The sequence below is a fragment of the Pseudomonas sp. TH32 genome (assembly GCF_016650855.1).
In the GTDB taxonomy this organism is placed as follows: domain Bacteria; phylum Pseudomonadota; class Gammaproteobacteria; order Pseudomonadales; family Pseudomonadaceae; genus Aquipseudomonas.
This window is the reverse complement of sequence record NZ_JAEKFA010000002.1, coordinates 6,285,362-6,309,764: the sequence shown is the minus strand read 5'-3', so window position 1 is coordinate 6,309,764 and position 24,403 is coordinate 6,285,362. Positions and strand designations below refer to the sequence as shown.

The 24,403-nt window shown below is 59.3% G+C and carries 11 protein-coding genes, 2 tRNA genes and 3 rRNA genes; 2 read left to right on the top strand and 14 right to left on the bottom strand.

What is annotated here, in order from left to right; translation table 11 throughout:
* Positions 1-8: 8 nt before the first annotated feature.
* Complete coding sequence (locus tag JFV30_RS32485) at positions 9-1,526, bottom strand: CoA-acylating methylmalonate-semialdehyde dehydrogenase (RefSeq protein ID WP_010174165.1); 1,518 nt, start codon at positions 1,524-1,526, stop codon at positions 9-11.
* Between the two features lie 131 nt (positions 1,527-1,657).
* Between JFV30_RS32485 and JFV30_RS32480 the strand changes: the two genes are divergently transcribed.
* On the top strand, positions 1,658-2,605 hold the full coding sequence (locus JFV30_RS32480; protein ID WP_010174163.1) for a LysR family transcriptional regulator: 948 nt from the start codon (positions 1,658-1,660) through the stop codon (positions 2,603-2,605).
* Positions 2,606-2,760: 155 nt separating this feature from the next.
* On the opposite strand, the gene JFV30_RS32475 is transcribed toward JFV30_RS32480, so the two are convergent.
* From JFV30_RS32475 to JFV30_RS32415, 13 genes are all read right to left on the bottom strand, one after another.
* Complete coding sequence (locus tag JFV30_RS32475) at positions 2,761-3,252, bottom strand: OmpA family protein (RefSeq protein ID WP_010174161.1); 492 nt, start codon at positions 3,250-3,252, stop codon at positions 2,761-2,763.
* A gap of 4 nt (positions 3,253-3,256) precedes the next feature.
* Positions 3,257-4,525, bottom strand: coding sequence for a diguanylate cyclase domain-containing protein (locus JFV30_RS32470; RefSeq protein ID WP_010174158.1), 1,269 nt, complete (start codon positions 4,523-4,525; stop codon positions 3,257-3,259).
* Positions 4,522-5,091 (bottom strand): YfiR family protein, encoded by a 570-nt coding sequence (locus JFV30_RS32465; RefSeq protein ID WP_029616047.1) that lies wholly within the window; start codon positions 5,089-5,091, stop codon positions 4,522-4,524. Before JFV30_RS32465 ends, JFV30_RS32470 begins: the two co-directional genes overlap by 4 nt.
* 161 nt (positions 5,092-5,252) lie before the next feature.
* Positions 5,253-7,304, bottom strand: a complete 2,052-nt coding sequence (gene recD, locus JFV30_RS32460; protein ID WP_201126088.1) for an exodeoxyribonuclease V subunit alpha — start codon at positions 7,302-7,304, stop codon at positions 5,253-5,255.
* Positions 7,301-10,978, bottom strand: coding sequence for an exodeoxyribonuclease V subunit beta (gene recB, locus JFV30_RS32455; RefSeq protein WP_201126087.1), 3,678 nt, complete (start codon positions 10,976-10,978; stop codon positions 7,301-7,303). The genes recD and recB overlap by 4 nt, the downstream gene beginning before the upstream one ends.
* Positions 10,975-14,424 (bottom strand): exodeoxyribonuclease V subunit gamma, encoded by a 3,450-nt coding sequence (gene recC / locus JFV30_RS32450; RefSeq protein ID WP_201126086.1) that lies wholly within the window; start codon positions 14,422-14,424, stop codon positions 10,975-10,977. Before recC ends, recB begins: the two co-directional genes overlap by 4 nt.
* A 159-nt stretch (positions 14,425-14,583) precedes the next feature.
* Positions 14,584-14,699 (bottom strand): 5S ribosomal RNA (gene rrf, locus JFV30_RS32445).
* Between the two features lie 156 nt (positions 14,700-14,855).
* Positions 14,856-17,749: ribosomal RNA gene (locus JFV30_RS32440) — 23S ribosomal RNA — on the bottom strand.
* A 247-nt stretch (positions 17,750-17,996) separates the two neighbouring features.
* Positions 17,997-18,072, bottom strand: a tRNA-Ala gene (locus tag JFV30_RS32435).
* Between the two features lie 30 nt (positions 18,073-18,102).
* Positions 18,103-18,179, bottom strand: a tRNA-Ile gene (locus tag JFV30_RS32430).
* 83 nt (positions 18,180-18,262) lie between these two features.
* Positions 18,263-19,799: ribosomal RNA gene (locus JFV30_RS32425) — 16S ribosomal RNA — on the bottom strand.
* The 16S, 23S and 5S rRNA genes sit together here with 2 tRNA genes alongside, the layout of an rRNA operon.
* Before the next feature lie 625 nt (positions 19,800-20,424).
* On the bottom strand, positions 20,425-21,918 hold the full coding sequence (locus tag JFV30_RS32420) for a CoA-acylating methylmalonate-semialdehyde dehydrogenase (protein ID WP_201126085.1): 1,494 nt from the start codon (positions 21,916-21,918) through the stop codon (positions 20,425-20,427).
* A 39-nt stretch (positions 21,919-21,957) separates the two neighbouring features.
* Positions 21,958-23,307: an aspartate aminotransferase family protein gene (locus tag JFV30_RS32415; RefSeq protein WP_010174133.1), complete on the bottom strand. Its 1,350-nt coding sequence runs from the start codon at positions 23,305-23,307 to the stop codon at positions 21,958-21,960.
* Between the two features lie 126 nt (positions 23,308-23,433).
* On the opposite strand from JFV30_RS32415, the gene JFV30_RS32410 reads away from it, so the two are divergent.
* Positions 23,434-24,354 (top strand): LysR family transcriptional regulator, encoded by a 921-nt coding sequence (locus JFV30_RS32410; protein WP_201126084.1) that lies wholly within the window; start codon positions 23,434-23,436, stop codon positions 24,352-24,354.
* The last annotated feature ends 49 nt before the right edge of the window (positions 24,355-24,403 follow it).

Sequence of the window (24,403 nt, the reverse complement as noted above, 5' to 3'; positions counted from 1 at the left end):
CTCCTTGATCAGCGCAAGTTGATGGTGGTGTTGACGCCATCGTTGACGCTGTCGTCGTCGAACCAGCGGCTGGTGACGGTTTTGGTCTGGGTGTAGAACTGCACCACTTGCTTGCCGTACGGGCCCAGGTCGCCGAGTTTCGAGCCGCGCGAACCGGTGAAGCTGAAGAACGGCACCGGCACCGGGATCGGGATGTTGATACCGACCTGGCCCACATCGATTTCGCTCTGGAATTTACGCGCCGCCGCACCGCTCTGGGTGAACAGGCCGGTGCCGTTGCCGAACGGGTTGGCGTTGACCAGCGCGATGGCCTGATCGAGGGTATCGACTTCCAGCACCACCAGCACAGGGCCGAAGATTTCCTGGGTGTAGATCTGCATGTCGGTGGTCACACCGGAGAACAGGGTTGGGCCGACGAAGTTGCCGTCTTCAAAACCCGGCACCTTGATGCCACGGCCATCCAGTTCCAGCTTGGCGCCTTCTTTTACGCCGCTTTCGATCAGGTCGAGGATGCGTGCCTTGGCACGCTTGGAGATCACCGGCCCCACATCGGTGCCCGCTTCGCTGCCGGCGTTCACCTTGAGTTTTTGCGCCAGGGCCTTGAGGTCCGGCAGCCATTGCTTGGCCGCGCCCACCAGCACCACCACGGAAGTCGCCATGCAACGCTGGCCGGCCGCGCCGAAACCGGCACCTACCAGGGCGTTCAGGGTTTGTTCGCGGTTGGCGTCCGGCAGCACCACGGCGTGGTTCTTGGCGCCCATCATCGATTGCACGCGCTTGCCGTGTTTGCCGGCCAGGTCGTAGACGTGGGTACCGACAGCGGTCGAACCGACGAAGGACACGGCCTTGATGTCTTTGTGGGTGCACAGCGCATCCACCACATCCTTGCCGCCGTGAACCACGTTCAACACACCGGCTGGCACGCCGGCTTCCAGCGCCAGCTCAACCAGCAGCACGGTCGACAGCGGATCCTGCTCCGACGGCTTGAGTACGAAGGTGTTACCGCAGGCGATGGCCATCGGGAACATCCACAGCGGAATCATCGCCGGGAAGTTGAACGGGGTAATGCCGGCGCACACGCCGATCGGCTGGCGCAGGGTGTAGGTATCGACGCCGCCGGCGACGTTTTCAGCGAATTCGCCCATCTGCAAAGTGCCGATGGAGCACGCATGCTCGACCACTTCCAGGCCACGGAAAATGTCGCCTTCAGCGTCGGCAATCGTCTTGCCCTGCTCGGCGCTGAGCACTACGGCGATGCGCTTGGAGTGCTCGCGGATCAAGGCTTGCAGCTTGAGCATGATGCGCATGCGCGCACCGATCGGCGTCAGCTTCCAGGTCTGGAAGGCGCGATGGGCGGCGTCGATGGCCGCATTGACTTCTTCGGGGGTGGAAAACGGTACGCGGGCCAACACCTGCTGGGTGGCCGGGTTGACGATGTCTTGCCATTCGGTGGTCTTGGATTCGACCCACTCGCCGTTGATCAGCAGCTTGACCTGTTGCACGGAAATATCGGCAGATGCGTTCATGTGGTCTCCAATTCTTATAGGTATGCAGAGAACCAAGGCGTTGAATCGCCTTGATGATGAGGCGTTCGGACTGTTTTTGGAGTATAGATGTGCAAACTTCTAATAAGAACGCACATAAAAGCCGGTCCAATATGCAAAAAAACATCACGTCGCTAGGCTCCCTGAACTGGGATGACCTGAAGTTTTTCCTCGAAGTTGCCCGCACCCGCAAGGCCAGCGTCGCCGCCAAGCGCCTGGCGGTGGACTACACCACCGTGTCGCGGCGCATCAGTTCGCTTGAAGGATCGTTGGGCACCCTGCTGTTTGAAAAGTCCCGGACCAACGGCTTCGTTCTGACCACCGAAGGCCAGCGTTTGCTGGGTTACGCCGAGTCGATAGAAAGCACCCTGCACATGGCCTGCGAACAGGTCTCGGGCTCTGGAGTGGCGCTGTCCGGCCACGTGCGCATGGGCTGCACCGAAGGGTTCGGCAGCTTCTTCGTCACCCCGCAACTGAGCCACTTTGTCGACACCTACCCGGCGATCTCGGTAGACATCCTGCCCCTGCCCCACTTCATCAGCCTGTCCAAGCGCGAGGCGGATATCGTCATCGCCCTGGAGCGCCCGGAACACGGGCCGTACGTGTGCTGCAAACTGTGCGACTACAAGCTGCAGCTTTACGCGACCCAGGAGTATCTGGACCAGCACCCGCCTATTCGCCGGGCAGCGGACTTGGCCGAACATCCGTTTATCAGTTACGTGGACGACCTGGCGTTCAGCTCAGAGTTGCTGTACCTGGCCAACGTGGTGCCCGGCGCCAGCGCCAGCCTGCGCAGCACCAGCGTGATCGCGCAGTACGTGGCGGCGCAGCAAGGGCGATCGCTGGCGATTCTGCCGTGCTTTTTGGCGGCGCAGGACCCGCGATTGCTGCCGGTGCTGGGCAAGGAGATCAACATTACGCGGCAGTTCTGGATGTACTGCCGCGAGGACCTGAGGAAGTTGAAACGGATCACCCTGCTGTGGGATTACATCCGTGAGGTGACGGAGCAGAATCAGCCGTTGTTGATGGGGGAAACCCGCGACATGAGGTTTGCGGATTAAGCGATCAAACACACCCCAAATAAAATGTGGGAGCCGGGCTTGCCCGCGATAGCAGTGTGTCAGTCGCCGAATTTATCAACTGATCCACCGCCTTCGCGAGCAAGCCCGCTCCCACATTTTTGAACGCATTCCATAGAGCGAACGAGGGCGCCGGCTTAGTCGGCAATCACCACAATCGACACCCGACGATTCTCGGTGCGCCCCGCCGCTGTCGCGTTGGAGGCCACCGGCTCGCTGCTGCCCAGCCCGCGCAGTTGCACGTTTTCTTCTTTCATACCGATGCTGGTCAGCACCTTGGCCACGCTTTTTGCGCGGCGCAGGGACAGTTGCTGGTTGTAGGTTTCCTTGCCCGAGGCGTCGGTGTGACCGTCGACCCGCACGCGCTCAATGCCCACGCCCAACAGCGCCTTGCCGATGCGCTGGACGATCTCGGTGCTGGGCCCATTCAGGCTTTCGACGTCGCTGCCAAACAGCACCTTGCCCGACAGGCCGAAGGCCCAGCCCTCGTCTGTCAGTTCAAAACCCTGTTGTTTGAGCACGGCAATTTGCGCGGGCGTCAGGCCTTTGGGCGGCGGGGTCTGGCAGCCCGTCAGGGCAAGCAAGGCCACGAGCAAGGTGATAAACAAAACGCGTGCGGTCGAAAACAAGGGATCAACTCCTGTGTTGAATGTTGACGGCGAGGGACTCCGACTCCGCCGTTTGCTGGCCACCTTGGGAAAGCCGTTTGGCCTGGTACATCGCCGCGTCGGCGGCGTTGAGCAGGGTGCCCGGGGTGGCGCCATGATCAGGGTAGACGGCGATGCCGATACTGAGTGAGGTCAATACCTGGGTGTCGCCGGGCAGAGGAATCGGTGCATCCATGCTGGCGATGATTTTGTCGGCGATGCGCTGGGCGTCCTCCAGCTTGTGCAGGGGCGACAGCAGGATCGCAAATTCATCGCCCCCCAGGCGGGCCACCAGATCGTCTTCGCGCAACTGCGCACGCACGCGCGCCGCCACGGCCACTAATACCGCGTCGCCGGCGGCGTGCCCGAAGTTGTCGTTGATGTCTTTGAAGCGGTCGCTGTCGAGGAACAGCACCGCCACTTTCTCGTTGAGTTTGGCGGCGCTGCGCAGGGCCCGGATCAATCTTCCTTCGAAGAACGCGCGGTTGGGCAACCCGGTCAGGCTGTCGTGGCTGGCCTGGTGGGCGAGGGTTTCGTTTTCACTTTGCAGGTGGGTTTGCCAGGCTTCCATCTCATCGAGCAAGGCGTTGAAGTCGTTACCCAGGCTGTCGAGCTCGGCGATTTGCGCCGGTGGCACGCGCCGGTCAAACGCCCGCTCGCTGCGGGCGGCGTGGGCCACCGAGGCCAGGCTGTGCAATGGCCCGGTGATGCCGCGCAACAGCCGTCGCGCCAGGAACAACGCGACCCAGGCGCTGAGTGCGGTGCACACCAGGATCCCGGCCAGCCCGCTGAGCAGAAAACGCAGCAGGCTGCCGCCGTGGCCGGTCAGGTGCACGCTGCCGATGACCTGGCCCTGGTGCAAAATCGGCTGGCTGATGGGTTGTTCAAGCAGGGCGTGCGCCAGGTGCAGCTCAATCATGGACAGCATCCCGGTTTCCGGGCGCTCCCAATGCGCCAACTGCTTGCCTTCAATGTTGAAGACTTCTGCCTCGGCCACTTCTTCCTCCGAGGCAATCACGGCCAAGGCTTCAGTCGCCGCGGCACTGTCGTTGAACACCACGGCCGCTTCCACGGTGTAGTTGATGGAACGGGCGATCAGGTGCAGGTTGTGGTCGGCATACACCCGCAGCGCCAGCACGCCAAGCAGCGTCAGGGAGATACTGGCCATGCTGACCGCCATCAGTGCCAGGCTCAGGTGCCCGCGACCGATCACCGAACGCAAGGTTGGGCGCACCGGCGCTTTACCGAACCTCATGACCCTGACGCTCGACGGCGGGACAGCTGCAGTACGCTCGGATGAATGCGCACACCGCTGCGAGCAACAGAGTCGAGGTTGACCTCGAACGACACCTGCTCATCGGCCACCCGCAAACAGAACAGGCTGCCCACAGTGCATTGGTCGCCGCCTTCGCTGATGCTGAGCACCGGATGGCCGATCAGTGACGCGAACAGGCGGCTGCGCTCATCGCTGGTCAATTGGCCGATGTACACGGCGTCACAGGCATTGGCGATGTCCGGGTGGTCGGCCAGCAACCGTTGCACCACCACCGGACGGCCGGTGGCCTGAGTCGTGCCTTTGACCAGGTCATCGGTGTATTGGGTCGGCCCGACAATGCACAGGCGCAGTTGCGCGGGTTCTACCGGCCAACGGGCGTAACTGAGAATACCGAGGACGACCTGAGTGACGGACTTGGCCCGTTGATCAGCGATGCCGGCAGGCGGCTGGGCAAAAGCGAGAGGCGTGCATACCCACAGAAGCGCCAACAGCAGCATTCGTCTCCAGCTCAAACTTCGCTCTGTGGGCGAGACAGCCACGTTCATGCAGCGATTCTCTTTGATCTTCTCGGGATGATGCCGCAACGATAGCACAACGGCGGAAAACCCCCGAGGCGACACCTGGGAGGATTCCGACATTTTATTAAGAAAAATCACACATTTGGATCAGAAAACTTAGATAACCCATCGGTCAGCTTATTCAGCGATCAAGTGCCCAGTTCCAGCATCAGCCCACTCAAGCGCTTCACCTTGCGGCGCACCGCCTCTTCGAACACCCCGCCCCGGGGCTCGATCAGGCTGAACCAGTCCTTGGCGCGGGTGATGCCGGTGTAGATCAGCTCTTTGGTCAGCACCGGGTTCAAGGCATCCGGCAGGATCAGTGCAGTGTGGGTGAACTCCGAACCCTGGGACTTGTGTACCGTCATCGCGTACACGGTTTCCACATCGTTGAGCCGGCTGGGCAGCACAAAGCGCACACCGCCCTGGCCATCGTTGCGCGGGAATGCCACGCGCAGTACCTGCGGCCCGCCGTCGCTTTCCGGCAGTTTCAGGGCAATCCCGATATCGCCGTTCATCAGGCCCAGGCCGTAGTCGTTGCGGGTCATCAACACCGGGCGGCCTTCGTACCACTGCTGGTCGCTGTCGATCAGCCGGGCCCTGAGCAGCGCGGCGGTGATGCGCTGGTTCAAGCCCTCCACACCCCAAGGCCCCTTGCGTACGGCGCAGAGCAACTGGAACGCATCAAAGGCTTTCAGCAGCTTTTGCGCCCAGAGGGTCCAGGCTTCGTGGTCGCGGGGCGTGTCGAGGGACGGGCGCGCGGTCTGCAGCAGCTTCAGGTAATAGCGATAACCGTGGGCACCCTCGCCGTGCCCGTCCAGCACCAGGCGCTCCAGGGCATGGTCGTGCTCGCCCTTGAGGCTGACGCAAAACAGGTCGGCGTGGCTACGGGCGGCCAGCAGTTTGCGGGCCTGCTCGGCGTTTTGCTGGTTGACCCAGCGGGCCAGTTGGCCAATGCCGCTGCCTTCGCCAAACCGTCGCGAGTAACGCAGCATCACTACTTGTTGCGCCAAGGGGTGGCTACCGTCCAGGTCTTCCTGCAGCCCGCTGGAGCCTAGGTCTTCGCCGCTGACCTGTTGCAGCCACTGGCGGGTTTGCGGGCTGTAGAAACCAGCTTCGGCGTCGCGGCATAAATCACCCAGCACCGCACCGGCCTCAACCGAGGCCAACTGGTCCTTGTCACCCAGCAGCACCAAACGGGCATGGGGCGGCAAGGCGTCCAGCAGGTTGGCCATCATTTCCAGGTCGATCATTGAGGCTTCGTCCACTACCAGTACATCCAGGGGTAACGGATTGCCAATGTGATGCCGAAAGTGTCGGGTTCCGGGCCGGCTGCCGAGTAAACGGTGAACAGTGGTGACTTGGGTCGGGATCTTGTCCTTCACCGCATCAGGCACTTTCAGCGACAGCACTTGCTGGCTGATGGACTCGGTCAGGCGCGCGGCCGCCTTGCCGGTGGGCGCGGCCAGACGAATACGCAATGCGCTGCCCGCTTCCACCGCTGGCGCCTGCAACAGCGCGAGCAAGCGCACCACCGTCGTGGTCTTGCCGGTGCCCGGGCCGCCAGTGACGATGCTGAATGCACCGCGCGTCGCCAAGGCGCAGGCGAGTTTCTGCCAGTCGACAACACCGTCCGGCGGGGCCTGGTCGAACAGGCGATTCAGGCGTTCGGGCAGATCATCGGCGACGCTTTCGCGGGTGGCGAGTCGCAGACGCAGTGCGGTATCGATGCGCCGTTCGTAAGTCCAGTAACGGCGCAAGTACAGGCGTTTGCCCGACAGCACCAGTGGCCGGCTTTGCGCGTCTTCGCTGCCATCGACGGCCAGTGCCACCAGGCGGCTCGCGGCCAGGGCGTGGCACCAGTGGGCGCCGTCCAGGCCATCGAGCAACTGCGAGGGCAGCAGCATGGCGCCGGTGTGTGCATCGCCTTCGGGCGGCAGCGACAAGGCGAAATCCGGAGCCTTGAGGGTTTCGAACAGGTCAAGACACACATGGCCGTGACCGAGTTGGTGGCTGGTCAGGGCAGCGGCCAGCAACACCAAGGGATCGGCCTGCGGATCGAGTTCGTGGAGGAAGCCGACAAACGCCTTGTCCAGTGCCCGCAGCCAGCCACGCTGCACCCAGAGATCGAGCAATTGCACCAGGTCGGCGGCGCGGCTCAGAGGCGTAAGTTCCTCTAGCGGTAACGGCGACAGGCTCATAGCAGCACTCCTTGTTCCCAGGCGGGCTCGGCCTTGGGTGGTAGCGGTTTGCCCTGGAACAGCAGGTCCAGGCTTTCGATCAATTCCCGGGGTGGCCGGGTGAAATACGCGCCCTGGCTCGCGGAATGGGTGCCGCGCAGGAACAGGTACAACGCCCCGCCGACGTGGCGGTCGTAGTCGTAGTCCGGCAGCCGTGCCTTGAGCTGACGATGCAGGGCCAGCAGGTAAAGCACGTATTGCAGGTCGTAACGATGATCGAGGATCGACAGCTCCATGGCCTGTTGTGTGTAGGCCGAATCATCGGGGCCGAGCCAGTTGGATTTGTAGTCGGCCACGTAGTAGCGGCCCTCGTGTTCGAACGTCAGGTCGATAAAGCCTTTGAACAAGCCGTTGAGCAGCACCGGCTCGGCGGCCACCCGCGACACACCATTGTGCGTGTGCTGGCACACCTGTTTGTCGAGCGCGAGGACATCGACCTTGTGGCTGGCGAACCAGAACTCCATTTCGATCTGGTACTGCTGCAATTCGCTGAGGGCCATCTGCCCGTTGCCCAGGGGCAGCCGCGCCTGCAACAGGTGCCCAAGCCAACCGGACAGCGTGCCGATCCAGCCTTCCCAACCACGTCGGTTGCAGCGACGGGCGACCGAATCTTCGATGGCTTCGGGGGTGACGTTGAAGCCTTCACCGCCCGCCCACTCCAGCAGGCCATGGAGGAAGGTGCCGGGGTTCGGTCCGCGTGGGAAACGGTGAATATCACCACCGGAAGCCGGCACTTCACGCGGAGCATCCGGGTCGAGGCGTTCGTCGTCAAACAGCTTCTGCGCTTGTGGGCTTTCCGGCGCTTCGAGACTGGCCGCGCTCATGCTTTCGCCGATACGCAGGGCGCTGTAGGACGCGATCCACCAGTTTTCCGCCGCCTTGCGTTTGGGCATCAGGGGCGCAAGCAAGGTGGCTTCGTTGCGCGGCGGGTGGAATACCACCGCTTCGGCTTCGGGCATTTGTGCGTAATGCAGTGCCGGGCAACCTTCCTGCAAGTCGAGCAGCCAGCGCGCCAAGCCAGCGGACTCGCCCAGTGAAGCACCGCCGCCGAGCAAGTAGCCCAGGGCCGACAGATGCAACACCGAGCTGTTGTTATTGCCGCGCTTCAGGTCGGCGATGCCTAGCCAGCAAGCGTGTTTGGCGCGGGTCAGCGCCACGTAGAACAGGCGCAGGTCTTCGGCCAGGCGCTCGTCGTCGGCTTGGGCGATCAGCTCGGCGGTGGGCCTGAGGCTGACCTGGGATTTACCGTTTGCGTCGTGGTAATGCAACGGCAAGCGGCTGCCATCCACCGGTTTTGCCGAGCAGATAAACGGCAGGAAGACCAGGTCGTATTCCAGGCCCTTGGACTTGTGGATCGTCACCACCTTGACCAATTGCTCATCGCTTTCCAGCCGCAGTATCTGCTCTTCACCGGCCTGCCCGGAGAGCGCAAGATGTTCGGCCAGGTGGCGAATCAGCGCCTGTTCACCGTCCAGTTCCGCGGCCGCTTGTTGCAGCAATTCGCAGAGGTGCAGCAGGTTGGTCAGTACCCGTTCGCCATCGCTGCGGGTGATCAGGGTTTGCGGCAATTTGAAGTCGTGCAGCAGGCGCCGCAGCATCGGCAGCACGCCTTGAGTGCGCCAGATCGTGCGGTAGTCGCGGAACTGCATTACGCGCTTTTCCCACGCCAGTTCGTCCTGGTTCAGACGCTCCAGTTCCGGCAGCGACAGGTTCAAGGTGACGCAGGCCAGGGCGGCGCGCAGCGGGCGCTCGACGTCCGGCTCGGCGCAGGCCTTGAGCCAGGCCAGCAGGTCGTGGGCTTCCTGGGCGGCGAACACCGAGTCTTTATCCGACAAGTACACGCTGCGCACACCACGGGCCGCCAGCTCACCGCGCACGGCTTGGGCTTCCTTGCCGTCGCGCACGAGGATGGCGATGTCTGACGGCAGTACGCCTTTGAAGCTACCGTCTTTGCTCAGGAATCCGGCAGTCCCCTGCTGTCCGCCATTAAGCAATGCAACGATTTGACTGGCGCAGGAAGCGGCCAGCTGTTGGCGGTAGAGCACGCCGGATATGGGCTGGTCGGTGGGCAGGTGCCAGAGGTTCAGCGCTGGCAACGTCTGACCGTTGACCTGCAATTGTTCCTTGCGGCCCTGGGACAATACCGACTGGAACGGCACCGGATTTGTCCCGTCCGGTTCACGGAACAGGAATGCGCCACGGCCTTTTTCTGCGCGCTGGAACACATGGTTTACCGCCTCGACCATGGCGTGGCTCGAACGGAAGTTGGTGCCCAGGGTGTGATGGCGGCCGGTAGTGGATTGCCGTGCACGCAGGTAGGTATAGATGTCGGCGCCACGGAACGCGTAGATCGCCTGCTTCGGATCGCCGATCAGGAACAGGCCGCTGTCGAGGTGGTTTTCTTCGATGCGGTAGATGCTGTCGAAGATGCTGTATTGCACCGGGTCGGTGTCCTGGAATTCGTCGATCAAGGCGACCGGGAATTGCTCGCGGATCACGCTCGCCAGACGCTCGCCGCCGTCGGCCTGGAGCGCAGCGTTGAGGCGGATCAACATGTCGTCGAAACCCATTTCGGCGCGTCGGCGTTTTTCTTCTTCGAAGCGTTTTCCTACCCAGCCGGCGGCGTGTTGCAGTACGGCAGCATCGGGCGTGGGCAAGGCGTCGAGGCTGGCCTTGAGGCCAACCATCGCGTCGATACCGGGATGGTGCGGTGGCTCGCCTTTCCAGGCTTCGGCCATGCCGTCGGGGGTCAGACGGGTGAAGCCGGTGCCGATGTCCAGTTGTTCGAGGGACTCGTCAGCGGCCCAGGCGCTGATTTTTTCGAACCAGGGCTCGAAGTAACGGGCTTGCATCTTGCGACCATCGACGGCTTTAGCCGCGACCGCTTGCAGGCAAATAGTGCGCAACTCTTCTGCCCATTGCTGCCAGGGGGCCTTGAGCGCGACAAGAGCTTGGCGGCGTTCCTGCAGGCATTCGTTGATCAGCTCGGCGGGGTCACGAGTTTCATCCGTGGGCCGCTCACTGCCGAACAGCGCGCGTACCCGTGGCATCAGGGCTGCCGGGCCGCCCCAATTGTTGCGCACCCAATTCAACGCATCGTCATGCATCGGGTAACAGAACAGTCGCCAGTAGTCGCGCAGCACTTCGCCGAGCAGGTCGCTGTGGTCGGTTTCCAGGGTTTGGGTGAACAAACTGCCGCTGTCGAACGCGTGTTCGCGCAGCATGCGCTGGCACCAACTGTGGATAGTCGAAACGGCGGCCTCATCCATCCATTGGGCGGCGATGTCCAGGCGATTCGCGCAACCTGGCCATTGCTCGGGGCCGTATTGGTCGCGCAGTTCGGCGATCAGTGCGTCGGGCTCTTCGATTTCTTCGCGGAAAAAACGCGCGGCTTCTGCCAGGCGGATACGGATACGTTCACGCAGCTCTTTGGTGGCCGCGTCGGTGAACGTCACCACAAGGATTTGCGGCGGCAGCAACTCGCGGCCGAAGCCCGCTTCGTCCCCGCCGTGGCCGAGCACCAGGCGTAGGTAAAGCGCCGAGATAGTGAACGTCTTGCCCGTGCCAGCACTGGCTTCGATCAGTTGGCTGCCCTTGAGCGGGAATGCCAGGGCCAGGGGTTTTGTGCTGCTCATGCGCCGGCCTCCGCGCTGGTGAGTGATCGCCAGGAGGCGTTGACCAACGGTCGATACAGGGTTTCACACCAGCCTTCGAACTCTTCGCTGGCCATCAGCGCGGCGTAGTCGGGAAACTGGCGGGTGAGCGCGGGGCTTTCACGGCGCTCGCCGTCGGTGGTTTGGCCGTCGCCTTCGTAGGCTTTGCTGGCGGCAGCGTGGGCTTTGACCGGGTCGGTTTGAGAGAGCCAGGCGAACGCCGTTTTAACAGCAATTGGCAGTGGTTCACTCATGCCGGTTTTCCACGCGAGCAGCAGGTTACCGAGGAGTTCCTGGGCGGTGGCTTGCTCCAGCGGGCCCAATAGCAGGGTGTCGTCGCTGGCGACCAGGCCGGTGCTTAACGGCAGCCCGCAAGCACAGGCCACCAGGTGGTTCACCCACGGGCGAATCAGGCGGTGCCACTTGCGGGTCTTGATCGAGCCAATGCTGTTGGGGATGGCGGTGACACTTAGAAAGCCGCCGTCGCTACGTTGATGCAGGCCGCTGATCCAACCTTCCAACTGAATGCCGTGATGCTCAAAACTGATCGGCTCAGCACTGGCATAGGGCGTGGGCCAGAGCGCCAGGAGTTGCTGGTAACGCTGCAGCAGATCTGGCAACGGCTCGATGAGTTCTTTGCGCAGGCATTCGCCGAAACCGACCATTGGCAACAAGCCGCTGCCTTGCAGGCGCAGGGCTTGGGCGTTGAGGGCTTCGTCGGGATTGTCAGGCCGGGTCAGCGCGGCGGCGAGCAGGCTATCGCTCAGGCTATAGCGCTGCAGTGCGTCGAGGACGAAGGGTTCTTCATCTTCCAACGGGACTTCAGCGGCTTCGAAAAATACTTTCAGGCGCTGACTGAAGAAGTGTTTGACCGGGTTGCGCAGGAAGTCCTGCAACTGGCCGAGGCTCAGCGGTTCTTCCTGGGTGTAGGGTGCCAGGCTGCCGGTATCGGGGAAGCTGTCCGGGGTTGCGTGGAGCAACTGCCATTCGCGGGCGTAGCTGAACAGCTCGTCACCTTCATGAAAGTAGCGGGCGCTGAAGGGTTGGAGCGGGTGTTCCTGGGTGGTGGCTTCCAGGAGCGGCTCACCGTTTGTGGCGTGCCAGCCGCTGGCGATGTGGTCACGCAGTTGGCCGATCAGGACGGACGCCGGGCGATCACTGTTGTCGCGGATACTGCGGCCGACCCAACTGATGTAGAGCTGGTCGCGAGCCGAAAGCAGGGCTTCAAGCAACAGGTAGCGGTCGTCTTCGCGGCGTGAACGATCGCCTGGACGGTAGTCGCTGCCCATCAGGTCGAAGTCCAGCGGCGGTTGAGCGCGCGGGTAGTCGCCGTCATTCATGCCCAGCAGGCACACCAGCTTGAACGGGATCGCGCGCATGGGCATCAGGGTGCAAAAATTGACAGCCCCTGCAAGGAAGCGTTGGGATAACCGGCCCTGGTCGAGACCGGCCAGCCAGGCCTCGCGGACTACGGTGAGGGGTAACTCGTCGTGCAGGCCGACGGACTCGCAGGTCTCCAGCCAGGTTTCTCTCAGTTGCTCAAGCTGACCCAGCAGGTAGTCGTCATGTTCGTTGCTCGGGAGGAAGAACAGCTGCATGAGGTTTTGCAGGCGCTCGCCCCACTCACTCGGCGCGGCGGGTTGTGACAGAGCCTGGTGGGCGTCGTGCAGTGCGTCGAGCAGTGCAACCAGCGGGCCGATCAGTGCCGCGTCGAGGCCGCCGATTTCATCGTAGGGCTCAATGCCGTCGCAGGCAGCACCGGTGCCGACGGCGTAACCCAAGAGCATGCGGCGCAGGCCGAAACGCCAGCTGTTTTGCTCCAGCTCATTGGGCAAGCCAAGGCCGGCGCGCTGTTCGGCATTGAGGCCCCAGCGGATGCCGGCGCCTTCGATCCAGCGGTGCAGGGTCGGCAGGTCACGCTCCTTGATGGCGAAGCGTTCTCGCAGCGCCGGGACGTCGAGCAGGTCGAGGATTTCACTGACCGGGAAGCGGCTGTCGGGAAGCTTGAGCAGGTGCTCGACGGCAATCAGCAAGGGGTCACGGCCGCGCTGGCCTTGGTCTGTCAGCGTGAAGGGGATGAAGCGTAGGTCGCTTCTTTCAAGCTGGCCGAATACGGCGCGAATGTGCGGCGCGTAGCTATCGACGTCGGGGACCATGACGATGATGTCCCGCGGGCGCAGCGTAGGGTCGGCGCTGAAGCGCTGGAGCAGTTGGTCGTGGAGGATTTCCACTTCGCGTTGGGCGCTGTGGGCAATGTGGAAGCGGATGGAGGTGTCGCGCTTCAGGTCGACGCCTGGCCAGCGTTCGCGGGTTTCGTTGAGCGGGCGCAGTTCGAGGATGTCGTCCTGGAGTTGGTTGAGCAAGGTGGTGGGCTCGCTCTCACTGAACAGGTCGATGCGACCGTCGCGGAATGCCGAGCGGTAACTGTTGGGGTCGTCGTAGCTGTCCAGCAGGTTGATGTAGTCGCGACCTTGTTTGCCCCAGGCAGCGAGCAGGGGATGGGCGTGCTGGTGCAGGGTCTGCGGGTCGATAGTGACGGGCATTCCGGCTTTGCGGGCCTGGCGCTTGTATTCGTTTCGGAGCAGGTCTTTGTCGGCAACGATGTCGGACCAATGGTGGCGACATGGGTTGTGCACGCACAGCAGGACTTGGCTGAAACGGGCGAGGCCGGCGAGTGCTTCCAGGGCTTGGGCTGGCAAGGAAGAGATGCCAAAAACGATTACTCGGGAAGGCAGGCCAGCGGGTGCTTGTTCAAGGGTGTTGATGCGCTCGATAAAGCGCTGGTGAACACCCGCGCGACTCTGGGCCATGCCCTCCTCCCCGACATCCAGCAGCAGCGCCCGCCATAGTTCGGCTTGCCAGCAGTTGGCCGGGCTCAGGGGTTTGGATTCTCCTCGGCCATTGCGCAATTGATGGCGGCCCGCGGCCCAGTCTTCCAGCCAGTCAGCGCGGTAAACCTGGTATTGGTCGAACAGGTCAGCCAGACGTTCCGCCAGTTGGTAGCGTTTGCGCAGATCAGTGTCATCAGTCAGGAAACGCTGCAGGGGCTCGAAGTGCGGCTGGTCGATCAGCTCGGGAAGCAGGCGCATGAGGCGCCAGGTCAGTGGGGCTTTATCGAGCAGGGACTTGGGGGGAATCTCATCTTTGCCCAGGACCATGCGATAGAGCTGCCACATGAAGCTGCCAGGAAGTTGCACATCAATCGCCGCTGCGATGCCACAGCCGCCCATGTCGTCATCTTCAGGGTCTTCGGCCAGCGCCAGTTTGAGCCATTGGGCAATGCCATTGCTTTGTACCAGGGCGATTTCGTTTTCCAGGGGAGCCAGCGGATAACGGCGCATCCAACTGACGACCAGGCTGCGCAGTTCATCCAGGCGGTTGCCGTGAACCACCATGAATCCAGCACTGAGGGACGTCGCATCCGGCATAACGGCTTCCTTGGGAAAAGCAAAATCGAGGGATGGACTTTAGCATTGAAGGCAATCGTAGGCTGCAAGTGAGGAGCACCTGGGGCCGCTTGCCATGCTTTTCGACCGCCCAAAACAAAACCCCTGATCGCGTTAGCAATCAGGGGTTCTGGAATTTAATCTTGACGATGACCTACTCTCACATGGGGAAACCCCACACTACCATCGGCGATGCATCGTTTCACTGCTGAGTTCGGGATGGGATCAGGTGGTTCCAATGCTCTATGGTCGTCAAGAAATTCGGGTACTGAGTCGTGGCCAGCTGGCCTCGCTTCAGCAAATTGGGTATGTGATAGCTTTCGGTGTTTGCAAGAATCGAACTTTCGGTTCATTTCGTCTTCACACACCGCAATCTGGTGCCTTTTCAGGTCAGCAAATTGCTTGGGTGTTATATGGTCAAGCCTCACGGGCAATTAGTATTGGTTAGCTCAACGCCTCACAGCGCTTACACACCCAACCTATCAACGTCGTAGTCTTCGACGGCCCTTCAGGGAACTCAAGGTTCCAGTGAGATCTCATCTTGAGGCTAGTTTCCCGCTTAGATGCTTTCAGCGGTTATCTATTCCGAACATAGCTACCCGGCAATGCCACTGGCGTGACAACCGGAACACCAGAGGTTCGTCCACTCCGGTCCTCTCGTACTAGGAGCAGCCCCTCTCAAATCTCAAACGTCCACGGCAGATAGGGACCGAACTGTCTCACGACGTTCTAAACCCAGCTCGCGTACCACTTTAAATGGCGAACAGCCATACCCTTGGGACCGGCTTCAGCCCCAGGATGTGATGAGCCGACATCGAGGTGCCAAACACCGCCGTCGATATGAACTCTTGGGCGGTATCAGCCTGTTATCCCCGGAGTACCTTTTATCCGTTGAGCGATGGCCCTTCCATACAGAACCACCGGATCACTAAGACCTACTTTCGTACCTGCTCGACGTGTCTGTCTCGCAGTCAAGCGCGCTTTTGCCTTTATACTCTACGACCGATTTCCGACCGGTCTGAGCGCACCTTCGTACTCCTCCGTTACTCTTTAGGAGGAGACCGCCCCAGTCAAACTACCCACCATACACTGTCCTCGATCCGGATAACGGACCTGAGTTAGAACCTCAAAGTTGCCAGGGTGGTATTTCAAGGTTGGCTCCACGCGAACTGGCGTCCACGCTTCAAAGCCTCCCACCTATCCTACACAAGCAAATTCAAAGTCCAGTGCAAAGCTATAGTAAAGGTTCACGGGGTCTTTCCGTCTAGCCGCGGATACACTGCATCTTCACAGCGATTTCAATTTCACTGAGTCTCGGGTGGAGACAGCGCCGCCATCGTTACGCCATTCGTGCAGGTCGGAACTTACCCGACAAGGAATTTCGCTACCTTAGGACCGTTATAGTTACGGCCGCCGTTTACCGGGGCTTCGATCAAGAGCTTCGCGTTAGCTAACCCCATCAATTAACCTTCCGGCACCGGGCAGGCGTCACACCCTATACGTCCACTTTCGTGTTTGCAGAGTGCTGTGTTTTTAATAAACAGTCGCAGCGGCCTGGTATCTTCGACCGGCATGAGCTTACGGAGCAAGTCCTTCACCCTCACCGGCGCACCTTCTCCCGAAGTTACGGTGCCATTTTGCCTAGTTCCTTCACCCGAGTTCTCTCAAGCGCCTTGGTATTCTCTACCCAACCACCTGTGTCGGTTTGGGGTACGGTTCCTGGTTACCTGAAGCTTAGAAGCTTTTCTTGGAAGCATGGCATCAACCACTTCGCTAACTAAAAGTTAGCTCGTCATCAGCTCTCGGCCTTAGAATCCCGGATTTACCTAAGATTCCAGCCTACCACCTTAAACTTGGACAACCAACGCCAAGCTGGCCTAGCCTTCTCCGTCCCTCCATCGCAATAACCAGAAGTACAGGAATATTAACCTGTTTTCCATCGACTACGCTTTTCAGCCTCGCCTTAGGGACCGACTAACCCTGCGTCGATTAACGTTGCGCAGGAAACCTTGGTCTTTCGGCGTGGGTGTTTTTCACACCCATTATCGTTACTCATGTCAGCATTCGCACTTCTGATACCTCCAGCAAGCTTCTCAACTCACCTTCACAGGCTTACAGAACGCTCCTCTACCGCATCATCCGAAGATGATACCCGTAGCTTCGGTGTATGGTTTGAGCCCCGTTACATCTTCCGCGCAGGCCGACTCGACTAGTGAGCTATTACGCTTTCTTTAAAGGGTGGCTGCTTCTAAGCCAACCTCCTAGCTGTCTAAGCCTTCCCACATCGTTTCCCACTTAACCATAACTTTGGGACCTTAGCTGACGGTCTGGGTTGTTTCCCTTTTCACGACGGACGTTAGCACCCGCCGTGTGTCTCCCATGCTCGGCACTTGTAGGTATTCGGAGTTTGCATCGGTTTGGTAAGTCGGGATGACCCCCTAGCCGAAACAGTGCTCTACCCCCTACAGTGATACATGAGGCGCTACCTAAATAGCTTTCGAGGAGAACCAGCTATCTCCGAGCTTGATTAGCCTTTCACTCCGATCCACAGGTCATCCGCTAACTTTTCAACGGTAGTCGGTTCGGTCCTCCAGTTAGTGTTACCCAACCTTCAACCTGCCCATGGATAGATCGCCCGGTTTCGGGTCTATTCCCAGCGACTAGACGCCCTATTAAGACTCGCTTTCGCTACGCCTCCCCTATTCGGTTAAGCTCGCCACTGAAAATAAGTCGCTGACCCATTATACAAAAGGTACGCAGTCACAGAACAAAGTCTGCTCCCACTGCTTGTACGCATACGGTTTCAGGATCTATTTCACTCCCCTCTCCGGGGTTCTTTTCGCCTTTCCCTCACGGTACTAGTTCACTATCGGTCAGTCAGTAGTATTTAGCCTTGGAGGATGGTCCCCCCATATTCAGACAAAGTTTCTCGTGCTCCGTCCTACTCGATTTCATGACTAAGAGATTTTCGCGTACAGGGCTATCACCCACTATGGCCGCACTTTCCAGAGCGTTCCGCTAATCTCAAAGCCACTTAAGGGCTAGTCCCCGTTCGCTCGCCACTACTAAGGGAATCTCGGTTGATTTCTTTTCCTCAGGGTACTTAGATGTTTCAGTTCCCCTGGTTCGCTCCATACACCTATGTATTCAGTGTAAGGTAACCATCTTATGATGGTTGGGTTCCCCCATTCAGACATCTCCGGATCAAAGTCTGTTTGCCGACTCCCCGAAGCTTTTCGCAGGCTACCACGTCTTTCATCGCCTCTGACTGCCAAGGCATCCACCGTATGCGCTTCTTCACTTGACCATATAACCCCAAGCAATCTGGTTATACTGTGAAGACGACATTCGCCGAAAATTCGAATTTCTCAACTAAGAGAACTCACAAATTTTACCTTAGCCTGATCCGTTACCAGTGAAAGTAACGTTCAGTCTATCTTTCTATCACATACCCAAATTTTTAAAGAACGATCTAATCAAAGACTAGAAATCAACATTCACCATCACAATGATGGAATGCTCATTTCTAAGCTTTCAACTTTCAGAAGCAGTAGTGGTGGAGCCAAACGGGATCGAACCGTTGACCTCCTGCGTGCAAGGCAGGCGCTCTCCCAGCTGAGCTATGGCCCCGTATTTCTACAGGCGTTTCCCACACAAAATTGGTGGGTCTGGGCAGATTCGAACTGCCGACCTCACCCTTATCAGGGGTGCGCTCTAACCAACTGAGCTACAGACCCAATTTCGGGCTGCTTCTTTATCGTCTTCTTCAATGAATCAAGCAATTCGTGTGGGAACTTATGGAGCAGCTGATGTCGTCGATTAAGGAGGTGATCCAGCCGCAGGTTCCCCTACGGCTACCTTGTTACGACTTCACCCCAGTCATGAATCACACCGTGGTAACCGTCCTCCCGAAGGTTAGACTAGCTACTTCTGGTGCAACCCACTCCCATGGTGTGACGGGCGGTGTGTACAAGGCCCGGGAACGTATTCACCGCGACATTCTGATTCGCGATTACTAGCGATTCCGACTTCACGCAGTCGAGTTGCAGACTGCGATCCGGACTACGATCGGTTTTCTGGGATTAGCTCCACCTCGCGGCTTGGCAACCCTCTGTACCGACCATTGTAGCACGTGTGTAGCCCAGGCCGTAAGGGCCATGATGACTTGACGTCATCCCCACCTTCCTCCGGTTTGTCACCGGCAGTCTCCTTAGAGTGCCCACCATAACGTGCTGGTAACTAAGGACAAGGGTTGCGCTCGTTACGGGACTTAACCCAACATCTCACGACACGAGCTGACGACAGCCATGCAGCACCTGTCTCAATGTTCCCGAAGGCACCAATCTATCTCTAGAAAGTTCATTGGATGTCAAGGCCTGGTAAGGTTCTTCGCGTTGCTTCGAATTAAACCACATGCTCCACCGCTTGTGCGGGCCCCCGTCAATTCATTTGAGTTTTAACCTTGCGGCCGTACTCCCCAGGCGGTCAACTTAATGCGTTAGCTGCGCCACTAAGAGCTCAAGGCTCCCAACGGCTAGTTGACATCGTTTACGGCGTGGACTACCAGGGTATCTAATCCTGTTTGCTCCCCACGCTTTCGCACCTCAGTGTCAGTATCAGTCCAGGTGGTCGCCTTCGCCACTGGTGTTCCTTCCTATATCTACGCATTTCACCGCTACACAGGAAATTCCACCACCCTCTACCATACTCTAGCTCGTCAGTTTTGAATGCAGTTCCCAGGTTGAGCCCGGGGATTTCACATCCAACTTAACGAACCACCTACGCGCGCTTTACGCCCAGTAATTCCGATTAACGCTTGCACCCTCTGTATTACCGCGGCTGCTGGCACAGAGTTAGCCGGTGCTTATTCTGTCGGTAACGTCAAAACAGCAAAGTATTAATTTACTGCCCTTCCTCCCAACTTAAAGTGCTTTACAATCCGAAGACCTTCTTCACACACGCGGCATGGCTGGATCAGGCTTTCGCCCATTGTCCAATATTCCCCACTGCTGCCTCCCGTAGGAGTCTGGACCGTGTCTCAGTTCCAGTGTGACTGATCATCCTCTCAGACCAGTTACGGATCGTCGCCTTGGTGAGCCATTACCCCACCAACTAGCTAATCCGACCTAGGCTCATCTGATAGCGCAAGGCCCGAAGGTCCCCTGCTTTCTCCCGTAGGACGTATGCGGTATTAGCGTCCGTTTCCGGACGTTATCCCCCACTACCAGGCAGATTCCTAGGCATTACTCACCCGTCCGCCGCTCTCAAGAGAAGCAAGCTTCTCTCTACCGCTCGACTTGCATGTGTTAGGCCTGCCGCCAGCGTTCAATCTGAGCCATGATCAAACTCTTCAGTTCAAACATCTTTGGGTTTTTAAGAAACCCTAAACTTGGCTCAGCAATCGTTGGTTACATCTTTGATTTCTCGCGGAGTAACTTGTGATGCTGATAATCTTGTTGACTATCAGTCTGACTCCACAAGCACCCACACGAATTGCTTGATTCAGTTGTTAAAGAGCGGTTGGTTAAGATCTTTCGTCTCAACCGAGGCGCGCATTCTACAGCAGCCTCATTTGCTGTCAAGTGATTATTTTCAGAAGCTTTCAAAGTTTCCTTTGTAACTTCAACCACTTGCGCTTCCGATCTCTCGTTAGCGGGAGGCGAATTCTACAGCGTTACACGCTGCTGTCAACACCTCTTTTTCTCCGCTTTCGACCGAGAAGATCGAACCGTTAACAGAGCTAAACTACACCGCTCTATCAACTTCTTCCAGGCTTCGATATCTGAAGCAGCTCACTGTCGAAACCTACATAACTCTTTGTTTACCAAGGAGTTTTCCGTTTCGAGTGCGCCGGAAGTGGGGCGAATTATAGACTTCCAGAATCTGCCGTCAACACCTTTTTTCACAATACTGTCATATCGGTCAAAAAAGCCCGGAAAAGCAAAGGCCGGCCCCAAGGGGCCGGCCTTCTATTACGCGAACTTACAAGCTGGGAAAGGCAAACTGCGACGCTTCATGGCTGGCCCGCTGCGGCCAACGCTGGGTAATCGCCTTGCGACGGGTGTAGAAACGCACCCCATCCGGCCCATAAGCGTGCAAGTCGCCAAACAGCGAACGCTTCCAGCCACCAAAGCTGTGATACGCCACCGGCACCGGCAGCGGCACGTTGACACCCACCATGCCCACTTCAATCTCGTCACAGAACAACCGCGCCGCTTCACCGTCACGAGTGAAGATGCAAGTACCGTTGCCGTATTCGTGATCATTGATCAGTTGCATGGCGGCTTCCAGGCTGTTCACCCGCACCACACACAGCACCGGCCCAAAGATCTCTTCTTTATAGATGCGCATCTCCGGCGTCACACGATCGAACAAACTGCCGCCCAGGAAGAAACCTTCTTCGTGACCGGCAATACTCAGACCGCGACCGTCGACCACCAGCTCAGCGCCCGAAGCCACACCCTCTTCTATGTAGCCACTGACTTTATCCCGCGCCTGGCCAGTCACCAGCGGCCCCATGTCCAACCCGCAGGAAGTGCCCGCACCAATCTTCAGCGCCTTGACCTGCGGCACCAGCTTGGCGATCAACGCATCCGCCACCTGGTCGCCGACACACACGGCAACAGAGATCGCCATGCAACGCTCACCACACGAACCATACGCCGCGCCCATCAAGGCACTGACCGCGTTGTCCAAGTCCGCATCCGGCATCAGCACCGCATGGTTCTTCGCCCCGCCCAATGCCTGTACGCGCTTGCCGCGTTTGGTGGCTTCGGAATAGATGTACTCGGCAATCGGCGTCGAGCCCACGAAGCTCAACGCTTTGACTTCCGGCGCTTCGATCAGTGCATCCACGGCGCCTTTGTCGCCGTGCACCACACTCAACACGCCTTTAGGCAAGCCAGCTTCCTGCAACAATTGTGCAATCAGCAATGTCGAGCTTGGATCACGCTCCGACGGCTTGAGGATGAAGCAGTTGCCGCAGACGATCGCCAGCGGGTACATCCACAACGGCACCATGGCAGGGAAGTTGAACGGTGTGATGCCGGCCACCACACCCAGCGGTTGGAAATCAGACCAGGCGTCGATGTTCGGGCCGACGTTACGGCTGTACTCGCCCTTGAGGATTTCCGGTGCCGAGCACGCGTACTCCACATTCTCGATCCCGCGCTTCAACTCACCGGCCGCATCTTCCAGCGTCTTGCCGTGCTCTTCGCTGATCAGCTGGGAGATGCGCGCTTCGTTCTGTTCCAGCAATTGCTTGAAACGAAACATCACCTGGGCACGCTTGGCCGGCGGCGTGTTGCGCCACGCCGGGAACGCCGCCTTGGCCGAGTCGATGGCACTTTGAATGGTTTCACGGCTGGCCAACGGCACCTGGTGAATCACCTGGCCAGTCGACGGGTTGTACACGTCAGCCGTGCGACCGTTCTCGGTCACCAGTTGGCCGTTGATCAAATGCTGGATGAGGCTCATGCAGGGCTCCTGAAAAGTTGTTCTATATAGAAGGAGAAATCAGTCGATCTTGTTCAGCACTTCGCCGACCGCATCGAACAAGCGATCCAGGTCCTGCGGCTTGCTGTTGAAGGTTGGCCCGAATTGCAGGGTGTCGCCACCAAAGCGCACGTAGAAGCCGGCTTTCCACAAGGCCATGCCGGCCTCGAATGGACGCACGATCGCATCACCATCACGCGGCGCAATCTGGATCGCACCGGCCAGGCCATAGTTACGAATATCGATCACGTTCTTGCTGCCCTTCAGCCCGTGCAACGCATTCTCGAAATGCGGTGCGACTTCGGCCACGCTCTGCACGAGGTTTTCCTTCTGCAGCAGGTCGAGTGCCGCCAGGCCAGCCGCGCAGGCCACCGGGTGAGCCGAGTAGGTGTAACCGTGTGGGAATTCCACCGCGTACTCTGGCGTCGCCTGGTTCATGAATGTCTGATAAATCTCGGTGCTGGCAATCACCGCGCCCATCGGGATCGCGCCGTTGGTGACTTGCTTGGCGATGCACATCAGGTCCGGAGTCACGCCAAAGCTGTCGGCGCCAAACATCGAACCGGTACGACCGAAGCCGGTGATCACTTCGTCGAACACCAACAGGATGTTGTGTTGATCGCAGATCTCACGCAGACGCTTCAGGTAACCCTGCGGCGGCACCAACACGCCAGCGGAACCCGCCATCGGCTCAACAAACACCGCAGCGATGTTCGACGCATCGTGCAACTCGATCAGCTTGAGCAACTCATCCGCCAGGGCAATACCGCCCAGCTCCGGCATGCCACGGGAGAAGGCATTGCTCGCCAACAGGGTGTGAGGCAGATGGTCAACATCCATCAGGCCCTGGCCAAAAATCTTACGGTTGCCGTTAACGCCGCCCAGACTGGTACCGGCGATGTTCACACCGTGATAACCACGGGCACGGCCAATCATCTTGGTCTTGGTCGCCTGGCCCTTCAGGCGCCAATAGGCACGCACCATCTTCACCGCAGTGTCGGCGCACTCGGAGCCGGAGTCAGTGAAGAACACATGGTTCAGGTTGCCCGGGGTCAGGTCGGTAATCTTTTCTGCCAGCTGGAACGACAAAGGATGACCGTATTGGAAGCCCGGCGAGTAGTCCAATGTGCCCAGTTGCTTGGCCACCGCTTCCTGGATTTCCTTGCGGGTGTGCCCGGCGCCGCAGGTCCACAGACCCGACAGCGAGTCATACACCTTGCGCCCCTTGTCATCGGTCAACCAGCTGCCTTCGGCCGCCACGATCAGGCGCGGGTCACGATGGAAGTTACGGTTGGCGGTGTACGGCATCCAGTGGGCGTCCAGCTTCAATTGGCTGGCCAGGGTGGACGGAGCGTTTTCGGGCATGTTCATGAGCAAAACCTCGCAAGGCAAAAGGCAGCGTAGGGATTTGAAAAGCGTTGTTGCAGCTAAATTGCCACGGGGATAAAGTCGGTGAAATTCAACTCTTCTAACCTTCAGTCAGGCCTTCACTAAACTATGAGCAGCCGTCGACCCGACCCACTGGCCCAAGTCAGCGACTTCGATATCCGCTTGTTGCGCATCTTTCGCAGCGTGGTGGAGTGCGGTGGCTTCTCGGCGGCGGAAACCGTACTGGGGATTGGACGCTCGGCCATCAGCCAGCAGATGAGTGACTTGGAGCAGCGCCTTGGCCTACGCCTGTGCCAGCGTGGGCGTGCGGGTTTTTCCCTGACCGAGGAAGGACGCGAGGTGTATCAGTCAGCGCTTCAGTTACTCAGCGCACTGGAAAGTTTCCGCACCGAGGTCAACGGATTGCACCAGCATTTGCGCGGCGAACTGATCATCGGCCTGACCGACAACCTGGTCACCCTGCCCCACATGCGCATTACCCACGCCCTGGCGCAGTTGAAGGAGCGGGGGCCGGACGTGCAAATCCAGATCCGCATGATCGCCCCCAATGAAGTGGAACAAGGTGTGCTCGACGGCCGCCTGCATGTCGGCGTAGTCCCCCAGGCAAGCGCCTTGTCGGGCCTCGAATACCAGCCGCTGTACAGCGAACGCTCGCTACTTTACTGCGCGGTCGGCCACCCGCTGTTTTATGCCGACGACAAGCAACTGGAAGACGAGCGCATCAACAGCCAGGACGCCATCGCCCCGACCTTCCGCTTGCCGGCCGATATCCAGGCTCACTACCAGGCACTCAATTGCACCGCCAGCGCCTCGGACCGCGAAGGCATGGCCTTCCTGATCCTGACCGGCCGCTACATCGGCTACCTGCCCGATCACTACGCCAGCCTTTGGGTACAACAAGGCCGACTGCGCGCGCTGAAACCGGCCACGCGTTTTTACGATTTGAGCCTCGCTTCGGTCACGCGCAAGGGCCGTCGCCCTCATTTGGTGCTGGAAAGCTTCCTCGAAAGTTTGGCCGCGACGCGCTAGCACGGGCCTCACATAAAAACCTGAGCAACTGGACAGCTTTTTGCAAGGC

Coding starts and splice junctions, on each gene's coding strand:
- JFV30_RS32485 (WP_010174165.1), bottom strand. CDS start 1,526: ATGAACGCATCTGCCGATATTTCCGTGCAACAGGTCAAGCTGCTGATC.
- JFV30_RS32415 (WP_010174133.1), bottom strand. CDS start 23,307: ATGAACATGCCCGAAAACGCTCCGTCCACCCTGGCCAGCCAATTGAAG.
- JFV30_RS32410 (WP_201126084.1), top strand. CDS start 23,434: ATGAGCAGCCGTCGACCCGACCCACTGGCCCAAGTCAGCGACTTCGAT.
- JFV30_RS32465 (WP_029616047.1), bottom strand. CDS start 5,091: ATGAACGTGGCTGTCTCGCCCACAGAGCGAAGTTTGAGCTGGAGACGA.
- JFV30_RS32480 (WP_010174163.1), top strand. CDS start 1,658: ATGCAAAAAAACATCACGTCGCTAGGCTCCCTGAACTGGGATGACCTG.
- JFV30_RS32470 (WP_010174158.1), bottom strand. CDS start 4,525: ATGAGGTTCGGTAAAGCGCCGGTGCGCCCAACCTTGCGTTCGGTGATC.
- recB (WP_201126087.1), bottom strand. CDS start 10,978: ATGAGCAGCACAAAACCCCTGGCCCTGGCATTCCCGCTCAAGGGCAGC.
- recD (WP_201126088.1), bottom strand. CDS start 7,304: ATGAGCCTGTCGCCGTTACCGCTAGAGGAACTTACGCCTCTGAGCCGC.
- recC (WP_201126086.1), bottom strand. CDS start 14,424: ATGCCGGATGCGACGTCCCTCAGTGCTGGATTCATGGTGGTTCACGGC.
- JFV30_RS32420 (WP_201126085.1), bottom strand. CDS start 21,918: ATGAGCCTCATCCAGCATTTGATCAACGGCCAACTGGTGACCGAGAAC.